The sequence below is a fragment of the Stenotrophomonas sp. YJH_SMC_43 genome (assembly GCF_059372535.1).
This window is the reverse complement of record NZ_JCAFVQ010000002.1, coordinates 492,280-507,890: the sequence shown is the minus strand read 5'-3', so window position 1 is coordinate 507,890 and position 15,611 is coordinate 492,280. Positions and strand designations below refer to the sequence as shown.

The window sequence follows — 15,611 nt, the reverse complement described above, 5'->3', positions numbered from 1 at the left end:
ACGTGCGATCGATCACCAGATCACCACGCGCTTGTCGTCGGCACGCACCATCGCGTCGCCGGCCTTGCACTGGAATGCAGCGGCATAGGACGGCATGTTCGACGGCGCGCCGTTGGCACGGAAGTTGGCCGGAGCGTGCGGGTCGGTGTTCAGGCGCACGCGCAGTTCACCATCGGTGAAGTTGCGGCGCCACACGGTGGCCCAGTTCATGAAGAAACGCTGGTCCTGGCTGTGGCCATCAACCTCGACATTGGCCTTCGGGTCTTCCTTCAGCGCCATCTGCAGCGCGTCGTAGGCCACGGTCAGGCCGCCCAGGTCGCCGATGTTCTCGCCCAGGGTCAGCTTGCCCTTCACGAACACGCCCGGCACCGACTCATAGCCGTCGAACTGCGCGACCAGCTGGTCGGTACGCTCGGTAAAGGCCTTGCGGTCGGCGTCGGTCCACCAGTTGTCGAAGTTGCCGTTGGCGGCGAACTGGCTGCCCGAGTCGTCGTAGCCGTGCATCATCTCGTGGCCGATGACCGCACCGATGCCGCCGTAGTTCAGCGCCGGATCCGCCTTGGCGTCGAAGAACGGCGCCTGCAGGATCGCCGCCGGGAACACGATCTCGTTCTTGGTGGCGTTGTAGTACGCGTTGACGGTCTGCGGGGTCATGCCCCACTCGGTCTTGTCCACCGGCTTGCCGATCTTGTCCAGCATGTAGCGGTAGTTGAACGCACGCGCCGCCTGCATGTTGCCCAGGTAGCTGTCACCGTTGGTCTGCAGGCCGGTCCACTCACGCCACTTGTCCGGGTAGCCGATCTTCGGGGTGAAGCTGGCCCACTTCTCCAGTGCCTTCTTCTTGGTTTCTTCGCCCATCCACGGCAGCTGCTCCAGGCGCGCCTTCAGCGCCTGCGACAGGTTTTCCACCAGGTGCTGCATGGCCACCTTCGACTCGGCCGGGAACACGGCGTCGACGTACAGCTGGCCCAGCGCTTCACCCATGCCGCCGTTGACCGACTCCAGCACGCGCTTCCAGCGCGGCTGCATTTCCTTCTGGCCACGCAGGGTGGTGCCATAGAAATCGAAGTTGGCCTTCTCGAACTGGCTGCTCAGGTACGGCGAGGCGTCATCGATGGTGTGGAAGCGCAGGTAGGCCTGCCAGGTGCTGGCCGGCACGTCGGCCAGCATCTTGTCCATTTCACCGAAGAAGCCCGGCTGCGCCAGCGAGAACTTCTGCGCGGCCGGCACCTTCAGGGTATCGAACAGCGCGGTCCAGCTGAAGTTCGGGGTCAGCTTGTCGGCGTCGGCGGCGCTGAGCGGGTTGTAGCGCTTGGCCGGGTCACGCATTTCGATGCGCGACATCGAGGCCTTGGCCAGGCGGGTTTCGAAGGCCATCACGGCCTTGGCCTGCTCGGCGGCCTGCGCCGCGTCCACACCGGACAGGGTCAGCACCTGTGCGATGTAGGCCACGTAGGCGTCGCGGATCTTGGCCTGCGCGTCGTCGAAGTAGTAGCCCTTCTCCGGCAGGCCCAGGCCGCCCTGGCCGACGTAGGCGATGACGTTGGCCGAATCCTTGTAGTCGGCATTGGCGAACAGCGAGAACAGCACGCCCTTGCCCTCGGCCTGGCTGTCGCGCAGGTACTGGGTGATGGCAGCGGTGTCGTTCAGTGCAGTGATCTTGTCCAGCTGCGGCTGCAGCGGCGCCAGGCCGGCGGCTTCGATCTTGGCTTCGTCGTTGCCGGTCTTCCAGATATCACCGATCTTGGCTTCCACCGAACCGGCCTTGGCCTGGCTGGCGGCGGCCTGCTGGACCAGCGCGTGCTGCACTTCCAGCGAGCGCTCGCGCAGGATCTCGAAGCTGCCCCAGGTGGTCTGGTCACCCGGCACCGGGTTGGCCTTCAGCCACTTGCTGTTGACGAAGCCATTGAGGTCGGTACAGGCCGAGATGGCCGGATCCAGGTCGGCGCTGTTGAGCGAGATCAGCGGCGTCTTGATCTGCGACAGGTCGAAGGCCGGCTTGGCGTCGGCACTGGCCGCCGGAGCGGTTTCGTTCTTGCCACAGGCGGCCAGCGAGGCAGCGATGGCGATGGCGATGGTCAGGCCCAGCGGGACCAGGTTGCGGACGTTCATGTGGCTCTCCTGCGGGTAATTTCACAGGGTAGCCGGGGGAGCGGGGTTGGGGACCGGCCAAAGGTCACGAGCCCACGGCGCAGCTCCCGGCGCGCGCCGGTATGCTCTGGCCTCTGCGATCACTGGACCTCAAGACCATGGACGAACCCGCGCTGCTGCTGGCCCTCGACACCTGTGAGTTTCTGTTCCTGACTGAGATTGGCGAGCCGGAAGCGAATCGTCTGCGTCTGGTCGTCGAGGAAGGCCAGGTGGTCGGAAAGCCCTCCCGCGTGGAGCTCGGTCATGGACGTTCAATCGATGGTGTGCGTGCAATAGAGGTGGTGCCCCACTCGCAGCGGTTTGAACTGATCTGGGACCACTACATCAGCTACGCCGTGCACAACGAGTCCTACCAGAGCTGGGACGACTCCGAAGCCTGGAGCGGCAACCTGTTCCGCCGCTACAGCCGTTCGAAGTTCCTCGATTATCTGGACCGTGCCACCTTTGCCGATGTCAGTTACCCGGGCCCATTCACGCACTTTCAGGTGATATGCCAGGACCACGTCATCGACATTGCTGCATTGCAGCCGCCGAAGGTGCGCCTGCTGAGTCATTCATAGCGGACAGATGCAGCCACCCATGGGGTGGCTCTACCGGGTGTGCGGCAACAGCAGTCGAGCATAGCTCGACTCTACAAAAAGCGAAGGCCGGCTTGCGCCGGCCTTCTGCCTTACTTCGCCTTGCCCTGGTTGGCCACGGCTTCGGCGGCCTTGCGCGCCGCTTCCGGGTCGCCCAGGTAGCGGAACGACTTCACCGTCAGATCGTCGTTCAGTTCGAACAGCAGCGGAATGCCGGTCGGGATGTTCAGCTCGAGGATTTCCTCGCGCGAGACATTGTTGAGGTACTTGTACAGCGCGCGCAGCGAGTTGCCGTGGGCGGTGACCAGCACGGTCTTGCCGTCCTTCAGCTGCGGCGCGATGGCGTCATGCCAGTACGGCAGCACGCGGTCCAGGGTCGTGGCCAGCGATTCGGTGCCCGGCAGCGCGTTGCGGTCCAGGCCGGCGTAGCGGCGGTCGTGGATCGGGTGGCCCGGATCTTCCAGGTCCATGGCCGGCGGCGGGATGTCGTACGAACGACGCCACACCTTGACCTGGTCTTCGCCGTGCTTGGCAGCGGTCTCTGCCTTGTCCAGGCCCTGCAGGCCGCCGTAGTGGCGCTCGTTGAGCCGCCAGGACTTGTTCACCGGCAGCCAGTCCTGCTCCAGCTCGGCCAGCGCACCCTGCAGGGTGTGGATGGCGCGCTTGAGCACGGAAGTGTGGGCGACGTCGAACTGCAGGCCTTCCTCGCGCATCAGGCGACCGGCGGCAGCCGCTTCCCGGCGCCCCTGCTCGGTCAGGTCGACATCGACCCAGCCGGTGAAGCGGTTGTCCAGGTTCCACTGGCTCTGGCCATGGCGCAACAGTACGAGTTTACGGGTCACTGCAGGGTCTCCAACGCGAGGAAAGGCAGGCCGCCATTGTAGCCCCGGGCGCCACTCACCGGGCCGTGGCGCCGCGCATGCGATGCTGCGGTCAATGAATACGGTGATCGACCCCGGACGCTGGGAAGGCAGCGTCGCCACTGCCCGCGCGCAGCAGATCCAGCTTGCCGGCCGCGTGGAGCGCCAGGACCGCTTGCCCCGCGACATGCGCTGGCTGGCCGGGCTGGATGTCGGCTTTGAAGGCAACGGCGCCATCACCCGCGCCGCGGCGGTGCTGCTGGATGCGAAGACGCTGCAGCCCGTGGCGCAGGAGATCGCGCGGATTCCTACGGTAATGCCCTACATCCCCGGCCTGCTCAGTTTCCGCGAGCTGCCGGCGCTGCTGGCGGCACTGGCGCTGCTGCCGCAGGCGCCGGATCTGGTGTTCGTCGATGGCCACGGCATCAGCCATCCGCGCCGGCTGGGCGTGGCCGCGCATCTGGGCGTGGTCACCGACCTGCCGAGCATCGGCGTGGCCAAGTCGAAGCTGGTGGGCCGGTTCGTCGAGCCGGGCGCCGAGGCCGGTGCACATACGCCGCTGCTGGAGGGCGATGAACAACTGGGCTGGGTGCTGCGCAGCAAGGTGCGCTGCAAGCCGCTGTTCGTGGCCGGCGGCCATCGGGTCAGTGCCGATACCGCGCTGGCCTGGGTGCAGCGCACCCTGCGCGGTTACCGGCTGCCGGAGCCGACCCGGCTGGCGGATCGGCTGGCCTCGCGACGGGACGAATAGCTGCGGCGGGCATCGCCCGGCACGCGCGTCACCTTCGATCAGCGATGCACGTGACCGCGATGGCCCTGCGCGTCCTCGCCGTGGTCATGGCCCTCATGGCCCTCGTGCTCGCCGCCCTTGGCCGGCACCGGCTCACCACAGGCTTCGCCGCAGTGGTCCGCTTCGATCTGCAGTGTCACGTGCTCGATGCCGAAGTCATCGTGCAGGCGCCCGCCCAGTTCACGGCGCAGCGCATCGGCATCGGTGCCGTCGCGCATCACGATGTGCGCGGTGAGCGCTGGGGTGCTGGAAGCAAGCGCCCACACGTGCAGGTCATGCACATCCAGTACCGCAGCGTGGCCGGACAGGCTGTCACGTACCCTGGCCACGTCCATGCCCTTGGGCACGCCTTCCAGCAGCACGTTGATCGCCTCACGCATCAACACATAGGTGCGCGGCAGCACCCACAGGCCGATCAGCACCGCCAGGATGGGATCGATCGGCTTCCAGCCGGTCCACTTGATCAACAGCGCACCAGCAATCACCGCCACCGAGCCAAGCATGTCCGCCCACACTTCCAGGTAGGCGCCCTTCACGTTGAGGCTCTCGCCGCTGCCGGCCTGCAGCAGGCGCATCGAGATCAGGTTGATGACCAGGCCCGCCGCGGCGATCACCAGCATGCCCGACGAGGCAATCTCCTGCGGCTCGCGGAAACGCCCAATGGCCTCCCACAGGATGTACCCGGCGACCACGAACAGCATCGCACCGTTGATCATCGCGCCCAGCGCTTCCAGGCGCGCATAGCCGTAGGTGCGGCGCGCGTCGGGCGGGCGACGGCTCAGCCGTACCGCGACCAGCGCGATCATCAGCGCCAGCGCATCGGTGGCCATGTGCGCCGCGTCGGACAGCAGCGCCAGGCTGTTGGTCCAGAACGCGCCCACCACCTCGACGACGAGGAAGGTGGAGGTCAGGCCGAGCGCCCACCACAAGGGTTTCTCGTGGCGGATCTCGGATGGCAGGTGATCGTGGTCGTGGCCCATGGCAACAGCTCCTTTGCGATGCGGTGCAGGCTACGCCGTGCTGGCGGGGGAGACTATTACGGTGTTTATAACATTGCAGGCGTACCGGTCCGGAGCCGCCAGGCATGCCTGGCGAGCCCCGTGGAACGACGCTGGCCTGGGTCAGAACCCGAAGCGCAGGCTGGCCCAGTACGCGCGGCCCGGCTCGTTATAGGTCGCCGCACCAGCATCACTGCTGTTGGCCTCCCGGAACAGGCGCTTGTCGGCCAGGTTGTTCACGCCGAAACCGAAGCTGACCGTGTCGGTCACCTTGTAGCGCGCGCTCACGCCCCAGATGTTGTAGGCGCCGCGATCCTGCAGCGCCACCGACGGATCGCACGTGCCGGTGCAGCGCGGGTCGTTGTTGATGTTGGTGGTGGCCGGCTTCTGCTTGCCGTAGAACGTGCCGGTCAGCAGCAGAGACAGCTTGTCGGTGGCCTGCCAGTCCAGCATCGTGTTGACGGTGTACTTCGGAATCACCGACAGCGGCTGGCCGGTGCTCTTGTTCTCGTTCTCCACCATGTAGGTGAAGTTGTTGCTCCACTTCAGGCGGTTGCCCTGCTCGCCCAGCAGCGGGATCACCAGGTTGCCTTCAAGCCCCTGCACGATCGCCTTGGGCGCGTTCTCCCAGCGGAAGATGCGGCCCCTGGTGTCGGCAGTCAGGCCGATCTGGGTGTAGCCGGCCTGGATCTTGTCCTTGTAGTCGTTGTGGAAGTAGGTCAACGACGCCTGCCAGCCGCTCTGCGGTGCCCACTCGATGCCCAGTTCCTTGTTCAGGCTGGTTTCCGCCTTCAGGTCCGCGTTGCCGCGCATGTAGCAGCCGGCGCCCAGGCTCGGCAGTGCATTCGGGCAGCCATTGCCACGGGTGTAATACAGATAGTCCGGATTCGACTGGTACAGGTTCGGTGCCTTGAATGCACGGGCGATACCCCCCTTCACCACCCAGTCGCTGCTGATGCGGAACTGCGCATTGAGGCTGGGGCTGGTGTTGTTGCCGAACTGGCTGTGATGATCGAAGCGCAGGCCCGGGGTGACGATCCAGCGCTCACCCAGGTAGATATTGTCTTCCACGAACACGGCGGTGGTCTGCGCGTCGGACTTGCCGCGCGCGCGATCGGCCGACAATCCCGGGAGTCCGCCGCCACTGCTGCTGGACTGGCTCATCGAATACGGGTCGGTCAGGCGGCTGTCCAGGTACTCGAAGCCCAGCGTCCAGATGTTCTCGGCACCGCCCAGCGTGGTCGGGAAACTCACTTCGCCATCCAGCTGGTAGTTGCGCAGGCGCGAGGTCGACCAGTCGGTGCCGTTGAAGCTGCCCTCCGGGCCACCGGCCAGGCCTTCGTTGATGCGCGAGTTGTTCACCGCTTCCACCGCGGCCGTCACCCGCGAGGTGACATCGCCCCAGCGGCCACGATGGGTGATCGCGCCGGTGTTGCGGTACATGCGGTTGGTTTCCGCCTTGTCCTCGGCCAGGGCGGCCAGATCGATGCCGGTCGAAGTGCCGGTGGTGCTGACCGCGCGGTCACCCGCATAGATGTTGCCTTGGCGGCTGGTGCCGGCCTCGAACTCGACCACCTGGTTGGCGGTCACGTCCCAGCGCAGCAGCGCGTTGACATCGCGGTTCTTGACGCCCTCGCGGCCAGCCGGCGGCACTGCGTTCGGGTTGGTGGCGTACTGGCGGTTGAGGTCCAGCGAGTCGGCGTCGGTCTTGTTGAGATTGCCGTACAGGCGGAACGACAGGGTGTCGGTCATCGGCCCACTCAGCTGCAGGCCGACACGCTCGCTGCCACCTTCGGCGCTGTGCTCGGGCACCAGCCCGTACAGGTCGACCGCACCGGTCAGGTCGCCGGTCGGGCGCTTGGTGATGATGTTGACCACGCCGCCGGACGCACCGGAGCCATAGCGTGCCGCCGCCGGGCCGCGCAGCACTTCGATGCGCTCGATCATTTCCGCTGGCACCCAGTTGGTGTCACCGCGGGTATTGCGCTCGCCGCTGCGGCCCATACGCACGGCATCACGCGCACCGATGCGCTTGCCGTCGACCAGGATCAGGGTGTTTTCCGGGCCCATGCCACGCAGGTCGATCTGGCGGTTGTTGCCGTACTGGCCCGAGGCGCTGTTGCCGGTGAGGTTGACGCCCGGCATGGTGCGCAGCAGTTCGGCGATGTCGTTGGCCGGCGGGCGCCTGGCGATGTCCTCAGCGGTGATGGTCGAAGTGCCCAACGCCTGGCGGGCAATCTGCGAGGCGGTGACATGCACCGTGTCGATATCGGTGGCGTCGGTTTCAGCCTTGGCGGTCAGGGCGCTGCCCGCCAGCAGGGCGGCAACGGCAAGCGCCAGCGGGCGCGGCGAAAGGACAACGGCAGGAGACATGATCTGGACCTTCTGGCAGGGCAACGGGGCCTCTGGCAAAGGGCTTGAGGCAACGACGAGGGGGAGGCGGAGCGTCGCTGCAGTCGCCTGCGGCCCGATCCGTGCGCGTATTCTCCCATCAATGCGAGTGATTCTCAAATGCGTTCACTCATTGCCGCAGCGGCACCGTTGTGCTTTGCGCACCGTGCAACCCTGCATCGCGCGTAAACTGGCCGGCCAACCTGCCATCAACCGTACGCCACCGCGGCCGATACCCGTGGTTTGCCGTACGCAGTCAGAGATCGACGTGGAACCACCCCAACTGGACGATGCCAGCCAGCCGCTGGCCGAGGCCTGGCAGCACTGCCTGCAACAGGCCGGCCCTGCCGCCACCGCGCTGCTGCACGCCGCCGCCGCCGATGCCCCGCCGGCGCTGGCCCAACGCTTCTACGAAGTACTGTTGCAGGACGGGCGTGCACGCCGCTTCCTGTCCCATGACCAGGTCAAGCAGCGCCTGCAGCCAGCCATGCAACGCTGGCTGGTGCAGCTGCTGACCACCGATGCCGACGGTATTGCCAGCACCGTTGCCTCACAGCGCGTGATCGGCGATGTGCATGCCCGGGTCGGCATTCCGGTCGATCTGGTCACCCGCGGCGCGCGCGTGCTCAAGCACGAACTGTTCGTGCGCCTGCGCGACGACGCGCCCGACAGCGCCACCGCGTTCGCCGCCATCGACTGCCTCAGCGCGATCATGGATATCGCCATGGAAGGCATGACCCTGGCCTACACCCATGCACGCGAGCGCTCCACCCGTGCCGATGCTGCGTACCGGCTGTTCTCGCTGGTGCAGAACGTCGGCACCGAACGCGAGCGTCAACGCGCACTGCTGCTGGACTGGGAGAACGCCCTGCTCTACGCACTCGCCGGTCATGTGCAGGCCAGCGACAACGCCAGCCTGGCCACCTCGGAGTTCGGCCTGTGGTTCACCCACAAGGGCATCCCCAGCTTCGGCGAAAGCAGCGAAACGCAGCAGGTGGGCCAGTTGATGGCCCGCATTGACGGCCACCTGCAGCGGGCCAGCGGCGATGCCCCGGCACAGCGACTGGCGGTGCTGCCGGCCATACGCGAGGACCTGGCCGCCATCCGCACCCTGATGACACTGCTGTTCGAGCGCATCGGCGAACTGGATGCCGGCAGCGATGCCCTGACCAATCTGCTCAACCGCCGCTTCCTGCCCACCGTGCTGCGCCGGGAAATCGAGCTGGCCACGCGCAACCGCACACCGTTCTCGCTGCTGCTGCTCGACCTGGATCATTTCAAGGCAATCAACGACGGCCATGGCCACGATGCCGGCGACCGCGCGTTGCAGCATGTGGCCGGCCTGCTCGGCCAGCTCACGCGTGGCAGCGACTACCTGTTCCGCTATGGCGGCGAAGAATTCGTGGTGGTGCTGGTGGCCGCCAGCGAATCGCAGGCGACCGTGATCGCCGAGAGCCTGCGCCGGCAGATCGCACAGTCGCCGGTAGCGCTGGCCAATGGCCAGGTGCTGGAACTGAGCGCCAGCATCGGCGTGGCCGGTCACGATGGTCATCCGGATTACGAGCGGCTGATGGCACGTGCCGACGCCGCGATGTACGAGGCCAAGCGCAGCGGCCGCAACCGCGTGGTGGTGGCCAGCGAGGCATTGCAGGAGGCCCCCGGGCGGCGCGCGCTGCAGCGGTAACGCTGCGCGGCAGGCAACCCATGTGTAGAGTCGACTGCCAGTCGACTATCACGCGCAGCGCGGGCTTTTCGCGCTCCGCGGCAAGAGCAGTTGACCAACGGTCGACGCTACCGACAGCCGACGCCACCGACACCAGCGCCAGCCGCTGCTTTCACCGCCACCACCCGCCATGCTGCCCACCACAGCAGCGCCAGCAACGCGATGCCTGCCCCCAGCAGGCACACGGCAGGCCAGCCATGCCGCACCTGCATCCAGGGCCCCGCCGCCGCTCCTGCACCACTGCCCACCGCATAGAACAGCATGTACAAAGCCACCAGGCGCCCATGCTGTTCTGCCGGTGCACGCAGCAGCAATGCCTGGTTCGAAACATGTAGTGCCTGGCCGCCCAGGTCGAGCACGACCACACCCAGCAGCAAGGACAGCGATTGCGGCAGGCCCAGCAGCGGCCACCACGCGACCAGCATCAACAGCAGCGCGCCGAGGCTGACCCGATGTGCGAAACCGCAGTCCATCCAGTGCCCGACCCGCGCCGCCATCAACGCACCGACCACGCCGGCCAGGCCGAGCGCGCCGATGGCTGCGGTCGACCAGTGCAGCGGCGCTGCCGACAGCGGCAAGGGTGCCGCCGCCCAGAATACGTTGAGGCCGGCAAACAACAGCAACGCCAGCGGGCCACGCTCGCGCAGCATTCGATTCCGGCGCAGCATGCCCAGCATCGAGCCCAGCAGCTCATGCCAGCGTGGAGGGACCGACGGCACCGGTACTGCGGGCAAGCGCTGCCACAGCAGCGCCGCCAATGCCGCCATCACCACCGCGGACAGCAGGTAGACCCTCTGCCAGCCAAAGGCCGCCGCCACCGTACCCGACACCACGCGCGCCAGCAGCAGGCCGATGAACACTCCGCCCTGCACCACGCCAACCATGCGACCGCGCTGCTCGGGCGGTGCCAGCGTGGCGGTGTAGGCGATCAGGCCCTGGGTCAGCGCCGTGCCCAGCAATCCGGCCAGCAGCATGCCAGACAACAGCCAGCTCGCCGTGCGCGACGCCGCCAGCCACAACAGGGTCAGCACCAGTGCGATCAGCTGCAGCCGCAGCAGGCGTCGCCGGTCACCGCGGTCCGCCAGCGGCAGCAGGCCAAGCAACGCCAGCACGCTGCCGGCCTGGGTGGCAGCCAGCACCGCGCCGGCCACGGCCCGGTCCAGTGCAAAGGCGCGTGCAAGCTGATCCAGCAGCGGTTGCGCGTAGTAGACATTGGCAACGCTGGCGCCGGCGGCAACCGCAAGCAGGACCAGCAGCGGGCGGGGAAGAGATGCGGCACTCATCTTGTAGTTGCAATTTGAAACCAGATGCAGGCTATCGCCATTGGTTTTAAACTGCAACCACATTCGGAGATACCCAGCATGCACGCCGACAGTCCCTGTCCTGTAGCCCGCAGTGCCGACCTGCTCGGTGACCGCTGGGCATTGCTGGTGATCCGCGACGCGTTCGACGGCATCACCCGCTTCGGTGATTTCCAGCGCAGCCTCGGCGCGGCGCGCAACATCCTCAGCGACCGCCTGCGCCGGCTGGTCGAGGCCGGCATCCTGCAGCTGCGGCCGGCCTCCGATGGATCGGTCTACCAGGAGTACGTGCTCACCGCCGCCGGCCAGGAACTGTTCCCGCTGCTGGTCGCGCTGCGCCAGTGGGGAGAGCGCCATCGCTTCGGTATGGGGGAAGCCCATTCACAGCTGATCGAATTGGCGACGCGGCGGCCGCTGCCCTACATGCAGCCGCGCGGGCGCGACGGCCAGCCGCTTCAGCCCGCCGCCACCCGCGTACGCAAACTCAAGGACGACGGGCGCGACACCTGACCCGCCCATTCGCGCACACCGACGAACGCCCGCGCCGGTTAGCATCGGTTTTTTCCGCCGCTGGATGCCGCCGATGTCGCGCGATCGCCCTTCCCTGCTGACCGCCCTGCTGTTACCCCTGCTGGCCTGCGCCACAGCAACCACGCAGGCCCGCGAGGTTGCCGCGCCCGCCGACCACGTGCAGGCCGATGGCCCCTATGTGTTCCGCCAGGGCAACCAGCTGCAGGCCAGATGGATCTGCGACGACAAGGTCGAGTCGCACACGCTTGCCACGCAGGCCTCAGGCACCGACATCGCCCCGCGTTGCGGCTACGAACACAGCGTGCACGTGGCTGCACCCAATGCACCTTCGATCTCCGTGTTGCCGGCCGTGCCGCGCATCGTTGCGCTGTCCGACATCCACGGCCAGTACGGGTTGCTGGTGCGCCTGCTGCGCGCCAATAAGGTGATCGACGCACAGGACAGCTGGGCGCTGGGCAAGGACACCCTGGTCATCGCCGGCGATGTGTTCGACCGTGGCCCACAGGTGACCGAAGCGTTCTGGCTGCTGTATGGCCTGCAGCAACAGGCGGCTGCCGCCGGTGGCGCGGTGCACTTCGTGCTTGGCAACCACGAGACCATGGTGCTGTACGACGACCTGCGCTACGTCAACCCGAAGTACCTGCGCAGTGCCCAGCTGCTGGGGCGCAGCTACCCGCAGCTGTATGGCGCCGACTCGGTGATCGGCCAGTGGCTGCGCACCCGCCCGGTGCTGCTGAAGATCGGCGACACCCTGTTCCTGCACGGCGGAATTTCGCCCGAAGCAGTACAGCTGGCGCTGGACCCGGCGCGCACCAATGCGGCCTACCAGGCCTCGCTCGGCCTGCCCAAGGCCGAAGTGAAGGCCGACCCGGCCACCGCACCGCTGTATGACGGCAAGGCCAGCCCGATCTGGTACCGCGGCTACTTCGATGGCCGCCTCGACACCGCAGGAGTGCAGAAGGTGCTCGACCGCCTGCAGCTCGCGCGCATCGTGGTCGGCCACACTTCGATGCCGCACGTCAGCAGCTTCCATGGCGACCGCGTGATCGCCATCGACAGCAGCATCAAGAACGGCGAGAACGGCGAACTGCTGTTCATCGAAGATGGCAAACTCAGCCGTGGCCTGCTGGACGGTTCGCGGGTGCCGCTGGCGCAGGGCGAGCCGGGCGTGCAGGACTGAATGGACGGAAAGCGCGACCGTGACCGACGGCGCCGGCGCGCTCCACCTTCACCCGGTTTGCGGCTACCCTCGGCAGCCGAGAGAGGCCCCCCGTCCATCCGGCGGGCCAGACCGTTACAGGAGCCCCCGCGCATGCGCGTTCTGATTGCTGAAGACGACCCGGATATCGCCTCCGGCCTGTGCGCCTCGCTGCGCCGGCAGGGCCATGTGGTCGACCACGTCGACAACGGCGCGCACGCCGACGCCGCGCTGGGCTCGACCCAGTACGCGCTGCTGGTGCTGGACCTGGGCCTGCCGCAGCTGGATGGCCGCGACGTTCTGCAACGCCTGCGCCAGCGCGGCGATGGCCTGGCGGTGCTGGTGGTGACCGCCCGCGATGGCCTGGCCGAGCGCGTGCGCGTGCTCGACCTTGGCGCCGATGACTACCTGGTCAAGCCGTTCGCACTGGACGAATTCGAAGCGCGCGTGCGTGCGCAGCTGCGCCGGGTCACCAGCAATGGCAATCCGGACCTGCGCATCGGCCGCCTGCGCATCGACCTGGCCGGGCATCGGGTGTGGATCGACGACCAGTCGCTGGAACTGACCGCGCGCGAGTTCGGCCTGCTGTCGGCACTGGCGGTACGCGCCGAGCGCATCGTGTCGCGCGCGCAACTGGTGGAAGCGCTGTGCGACTGGGGGCAGGACCTCACCGACAACGGCCTGGACATCGCCCTGCACCGCCTGCGCCGGAAGTTGCAGCCCGGCGGCATGGGCATCCGCACCGTGCGCGGGCTGGGCTACATGCTGGAAGACGCGCAGGACGACGGCACCCCGTGATCAGTGGACCGCCCAGCCTGCGCCGGCGCCTGCTCGCCTTCCTGGCGTTGCCGATGCTGGGCCTGCTCACCTTCAACACGATCCTGGCCTATTACGTTGCGCTGGACTATTCCAACCGCATCCACGACCGCAACCTGATCGACGACACGCATTCGTTCGCGCAGATGCTGAGCACCATGCCGGTGACCAGCGACCTGTCTCCGCAGGCGCGCTTCCTGATCGAGTACGACCCCGACGGCCATCGCTATTTCAACGTCGACAGCAGCCGCATGGGTACGCTCAGCGGCAATGCAGACTTCAGCCCGTATGCCCCTTCGCAGGACTGCACCGGCGTGCATCCGGCGCTGTACGACGGCAACCTCAATGGCCAGCAGGTGCGCATGGCCACCGTCTGCACGCAGGCGATGAACGATCCGCAGGACCAGCTGGCGGTGACCGTGGCCGAGAGCATGGCCGACCGCCGGCAGCGTGCGCGCGAGATCCTGATGATCATCATCCCGCTGATGACCATGCTGGCGCTGGGTACCGCGGCGCTGGTCTGGTTCGGCGTGACGTACGGCCTGCGCATCCTGACCCCGCTGAGGACCCGCCTGGCGCAGCGCCGCGGCGAACTGGCGCCGATCTCCGATGCCGACGTACCGGAAGAGATCCAGCCGCTGATCAGCACCATCGACGATCTGTTCGCGCGCCAGGCGGAAATGATCACCCTGCAGAACCGCTTCATCGCTGATGCCGCGCACCAGCTGCGCTCCCCATTGGCGGGCATGGCACTGCACGTGGACCAGGCGCTGGCGCACGGCGACCCGGACACGGTGCGCGAGGCACTGCAGCACATCCGCCGGCTCAACCAGCGCACGGCACGGGTCAGCACCCAGCTGCTGGCGCTGAGCCGGGCACAGACCGTGCCGGAAACGGTCGAGGCATTGGATCTGGGCGTTCTGGTACCGCAGTGGGTCGGCATGCGGGTACCGGAAGCGATCCGTGATGGCATCGATCTGGGCTACCGCGGCAGCCCCCATCCGCTGCGTGTACTCGGCAACGGCGCCATGCTGCAGGAGGCGCTGGACAACCTGATCGACAACGCCCTTCGTTATGCCGGCCGCAATGCGACGGTCACGGTGGGCGTGCATGCGCTGGACGACAATGATGTCGAACTGTATGTGGAAGACAACGGTCCCGGCGTGCCCGACGACGTGATGCCACGGCTGGGCGAGCGCTTCTTCCGGGCGCCGGGCACCGCTGCCAGCGGCACCGGCCTCGGCCTGGCCATCGCGCATGAGGCGGTGGAGCACTTCGGCGGCCGCCTGAGCTTCCTGAACCGCCCCGGTGGCGGATTGAAGGTCGCCATCACGCTGCCGCTGCTGAAGGCGCCCTGACCCGGCCCGGGGCGCTGAAAGGCTGGCGAAAATCGCGCTTGCGATCCTGCCATCCCCACTGCCGTCCCGGAGCCGCCAGGTGACCGAATCGCACGACTTCTTCCTCCCCGGTGGCCCACAGGGCGTGCTGCTGGTCCATGGCCTGACCGGCACCCCGGCGGAAATGCGCATGCTGGGCAAAGGGCTGAACAACGCCGGTTTCACCGTGCACGGCGTGCAGCTGCCCGGCCACTGCGGCACCGTGGATGACCTGCTGGCGACCACCTGGGAACAGTGGTACCAGGGCGTGGAAGATGCGGCGGCAACCCTGCGCGGCAAGGTCGACCAGCTGTACGTCGGTGGCCTGTCGATGGGCGCGGTGCTGTCGCTGGCCCTGGCTGCCCGGCGCCCGGAATGGGTGTCCGGGGTCGGCGTGTACGGCGCCACGTTCCGTTACGACGGCTGGAACATTCCCGCCGTAGCCCGCTTCTCGTTCCTGCTGCCGTGGTTCAAGCGCTTCAACATCGGCCGCGACCGCATGTTCATGGAAGAACCGCCGTACGGCCTGCGTGACGAGCGCCTGCGTGCGCAGGTGAGCGCCGCCATGCTGTCCGGCGACAGCGCCGCCGCCGGCCTACCGGGCAACCCCTGGCATGCGCTGGCCGAGATGCGTGCGTTGAGCAACTGGACTCGACGCCATCTGCACCAGGTCACCGCACCGTGCCTGGTGATGCACGCCCGCGAAGACGACGTGGCCAGCATGGGCAACGCCGAACTGGTGATGTCGCGGGTCAGCGGTCCGAAGGAACTGGTGGTGCTGGAAGACAGCTACCACATGATCACCATCGACCGCGAACGCCGCGACGTGATCCGCCGCAGCGCGCGCTTTTTCACCGAGATCGGTGAACGTACGGGCGTGCTCAAGGCGGTGGCCTGA

Annotated in this window: 13 protein-coding genes; 8 read left to right on the top strand and 5 right to left on the bottom strand. The window is 67.2% G+C overall.

What is annotated here, in order from left to right; genetic code table 11:
- Positions 1-12: 12 nt before the first annotated feature.
- Complete coding sequence (locus tag AC5QAH_RS08665; protein ID WP_495232262.1) at positions 13-2,112, bottom strand: M13 family metallopeptidase; 2,100 nt, start codon at positions 2,110-2,112, stop codon at positions 13-15.
- Positions 2,113-2,249: 137 nt separating this feature from the next.
- Here AC5QAH_RS08665 and AC5QAH_RS08660 point away from each other — a divergent pair, with 137 nt between their 5' ends.
- Positions 2,250-2,711, top strand: a complete 462-nt coding sequence (locus AC5QAH_RS08660; protein ID WP_191863955.1) for a hypothetical protein — start codon at positions 2,250-2,252, stop codon at positions 2,709-2,711.
- Positions 2,712-2,821: 110 nt separating this feature from the next.
- Here the strand turns inward: AC5QAH_RS08660 and gpmA are convergent, their stop codons facing one another.
- Entirely contained in the window at positions 2,822-3,571 is a 750-nt protein-coding gene (gpmA, locus tag AC5QAH_RS08655) for a 2,3-diphosphoglycerate-dependent phosphoglycerate mutase (RefSeq protein ID WP_004150217.1), read from the bottom strand.
- Positions 3,572-3,665: 94 nt separating this feature from the next.
- Here gpmA and nfi point away from each other — a divergent pair, with 94 nt between their 5' ends.
- Complete coding sequence (gene nfi / locus AC5QAH_RS08650) at positions 3,666-4,340, top strand: deoxyribonuclease V (protein WP_109814377.1); 675 nt, start codon at positions 3,666-3,668, stop codon at positions 4,338-4,340.
- Between the two features lie 38 nt (positions 4,341-4,378).
- On the opposite strand, the gene AC5QAH_RS08645 is transcribed toward nfi, so the two are convergent.
- Both AC5QAH_RS08645 and AC5QAH_RS08640 read right to left on the bottom strand, forming a co-directional pair.
- Positions 4,379-5,359, bottom strand: a complete 981-nt coding sequence (locus AC5QAH_RS08645; protein ID WP_010483164.1) for a cation diffusion facilitator family transporter — start codon at positions 5,357-5,359, stop codon at positions 4,379-4,381.
- A 141-nt stretch (positions 5,360-5,500) separates the two neighbouring features.
- Complete coding sequence (locus AC5QAH_RS08640) at positions 5,501-7,750, bottom strand: TonB-dependent siderophore receptor (RefSeq protein WP_495232261.1); 2,250 nt, start codon at positions 7,748-7,750, stop codon at positions 5,501-5,503.
- Between the two features lie 286 nt (positions 7,751-8,036).
- Between AC5QAH_RS08640 and AC5QAH_RS08635 the strand changes: the two genes are divergently transcribed.
- Positions 8,037-9,452, top strand: coding sequence for a GGDEF domain-containing protein (locus AC5QAH_RS08635; RefSeq protein WP_010483168.1), 1,416 nt, complete (start codon positions 8,037-8,039; stop codon positions 9,450-9,452).
- 107 nt (positions 9,453-9,559) lie between these two features.
- Here AC5QAH_RS08635 and AC5QAH_RS08630 read toward each other — a convergent pair whose 3' ends face one another.
- Entirely contained in the window at positions 9,560-10,774 is a 1,215-nt protein-coding gene (locus tag AC5QAH_RS08630; protein WP_049455642.1) for an MFS transporter, read from the bottom strand.
- A gap of 78 nt (positions 10,775-10,852) precedes the next feature.
- Between AC5QAH_RS08630 and AC5QAH_RS08625 the strand changes: the two genes are divergently transcribed.
- The 5 genes from AC5QAH_RS08625 to AC5QAH_RS08605 all read left to right on the top strand — a co-directional run bounded on the left by AC5QAH_RS08625 (position 10,853) and on the right by AC5QAH_RS08605 (position 15,611).
- A complete protein-coding gene (locus AC5QAH_RS08625; protein WP_010483172.1) occupies positions 10,853-11,302 on the top strand; it encodes a winged helix-turn-helix transcriptional regulator in 450 nt (149 codons plus the stop codon).
- Positions 11,303-11,375: 73 nt separating this feature from the next.
- Positions 11,376-12,503 carry a metallophosphoesterase gene (locus AC5QAH_RS08620; protein ID WP_049455641.1) on the top strand — a complete coding sequence of 376 codons (1,128 nt, stop codon included), beginning with the start codon at positions 11,376-11,378 and terminating at the stop codon, positions 12,501-12,503.
- Positions 12,504-12,635: 132 nt separating this feature from the next.
- Entirely contained in the window at positions 12,636-13,319 is a 684-nt protein-coding gene (locus AC5QAH_RS08615) for a response regulator (protein ID WP_019337583.1), read from the top strand.
- Complete coding sequence (locus AC5QAH_RS08610) at positions 13,316-14,695, top strand: sensor histidine kinase (protein WP_010483178.1); 1,380 nt, start codon at positions 13,316-13,318, stop codon at positions 14,693-14,695. The genes AC5QAH_RS08615 and AC5QAH_RS08610 overlap by 4 nt, the downstream gene beginning before the upstream one ends.
- Positions 14,696-14,774: 79 nt before the next feature.
- Entirely contained in the window at positions 14,775-15,611 is an 837-nt protein-coding gene (locus AC5QAH_RS08605; protein WP_049455640.1) for an alpha/beta hydrolase, read from the top strand.

Bases quoted from the DNA above. Each gene is read 5' to 3' on its own strand.
- AC5QAH_RS08665 (WP_495232262.1), bottom strand. From the start codon at position 2,112: ATGAACGTCCGCAACCTGGTCCCGCTGGGCCTGACCATCGCCATCGCC.
- AC5QAH_RS08660 (WP_191863955.1), top strand. From the start codon at position 2,250: ATGGACGAACCCGCGCTGCTGCTGGCCCTCGACACCTGTGAGTTTCTG.
- nfi (WP_109814377.1), top strand. From the start codon at position 3,666: ATGAATACGGTGATCGACCCCGGACGCTGGGAAGGCAGCGTCGCCACT.
- AC5QAH_RS08645 (WP_010483164.1), bottom strand. From the start codon at position 5,359: ATGGGCCACGACCACGATCACCTGCCATCCGAGATCCGCCACGAGAAA.
- AC5QAH_RS08640 (WP_495232261.1), bottom strand. From the start codon at position 7,750: ATGTCTCCTGCCGTTGTCCTTTCGCCGCGCCCGCTGGCGCTTGCCGTT.
- AC5QAH_RS08630 (WP_049455642.1), bottom strand. From the start codon at position 10,774: ATGAGTGCCGCATCTCTTCCCCGCCCGCTGCTGGTCCTGCTTGCGGTT.
- AC5QAH_RS08625 (WP_010483172.1), top strand. From the start codon at position 10,853: ATGCACGCCGACAGTCCCTGTCCTGTAGCCCGCAGTGCCGACCTGCTC.
- AC5QAH_RS08620 (WP_049455641.1), top strand. From the start codon at position 11,376: ATGTCGCGCGATCGCCCTTCCCTGCTGACCGCCCTGCTGTTACCCCTG.
- AC5QAH_RS08615 (WP_019337583.1), top strand. From the start codon at position 12,636: ATGCGCGTTCTGATTGCTGAAGACGACCCGGATATCGCCTCCGGCCTG.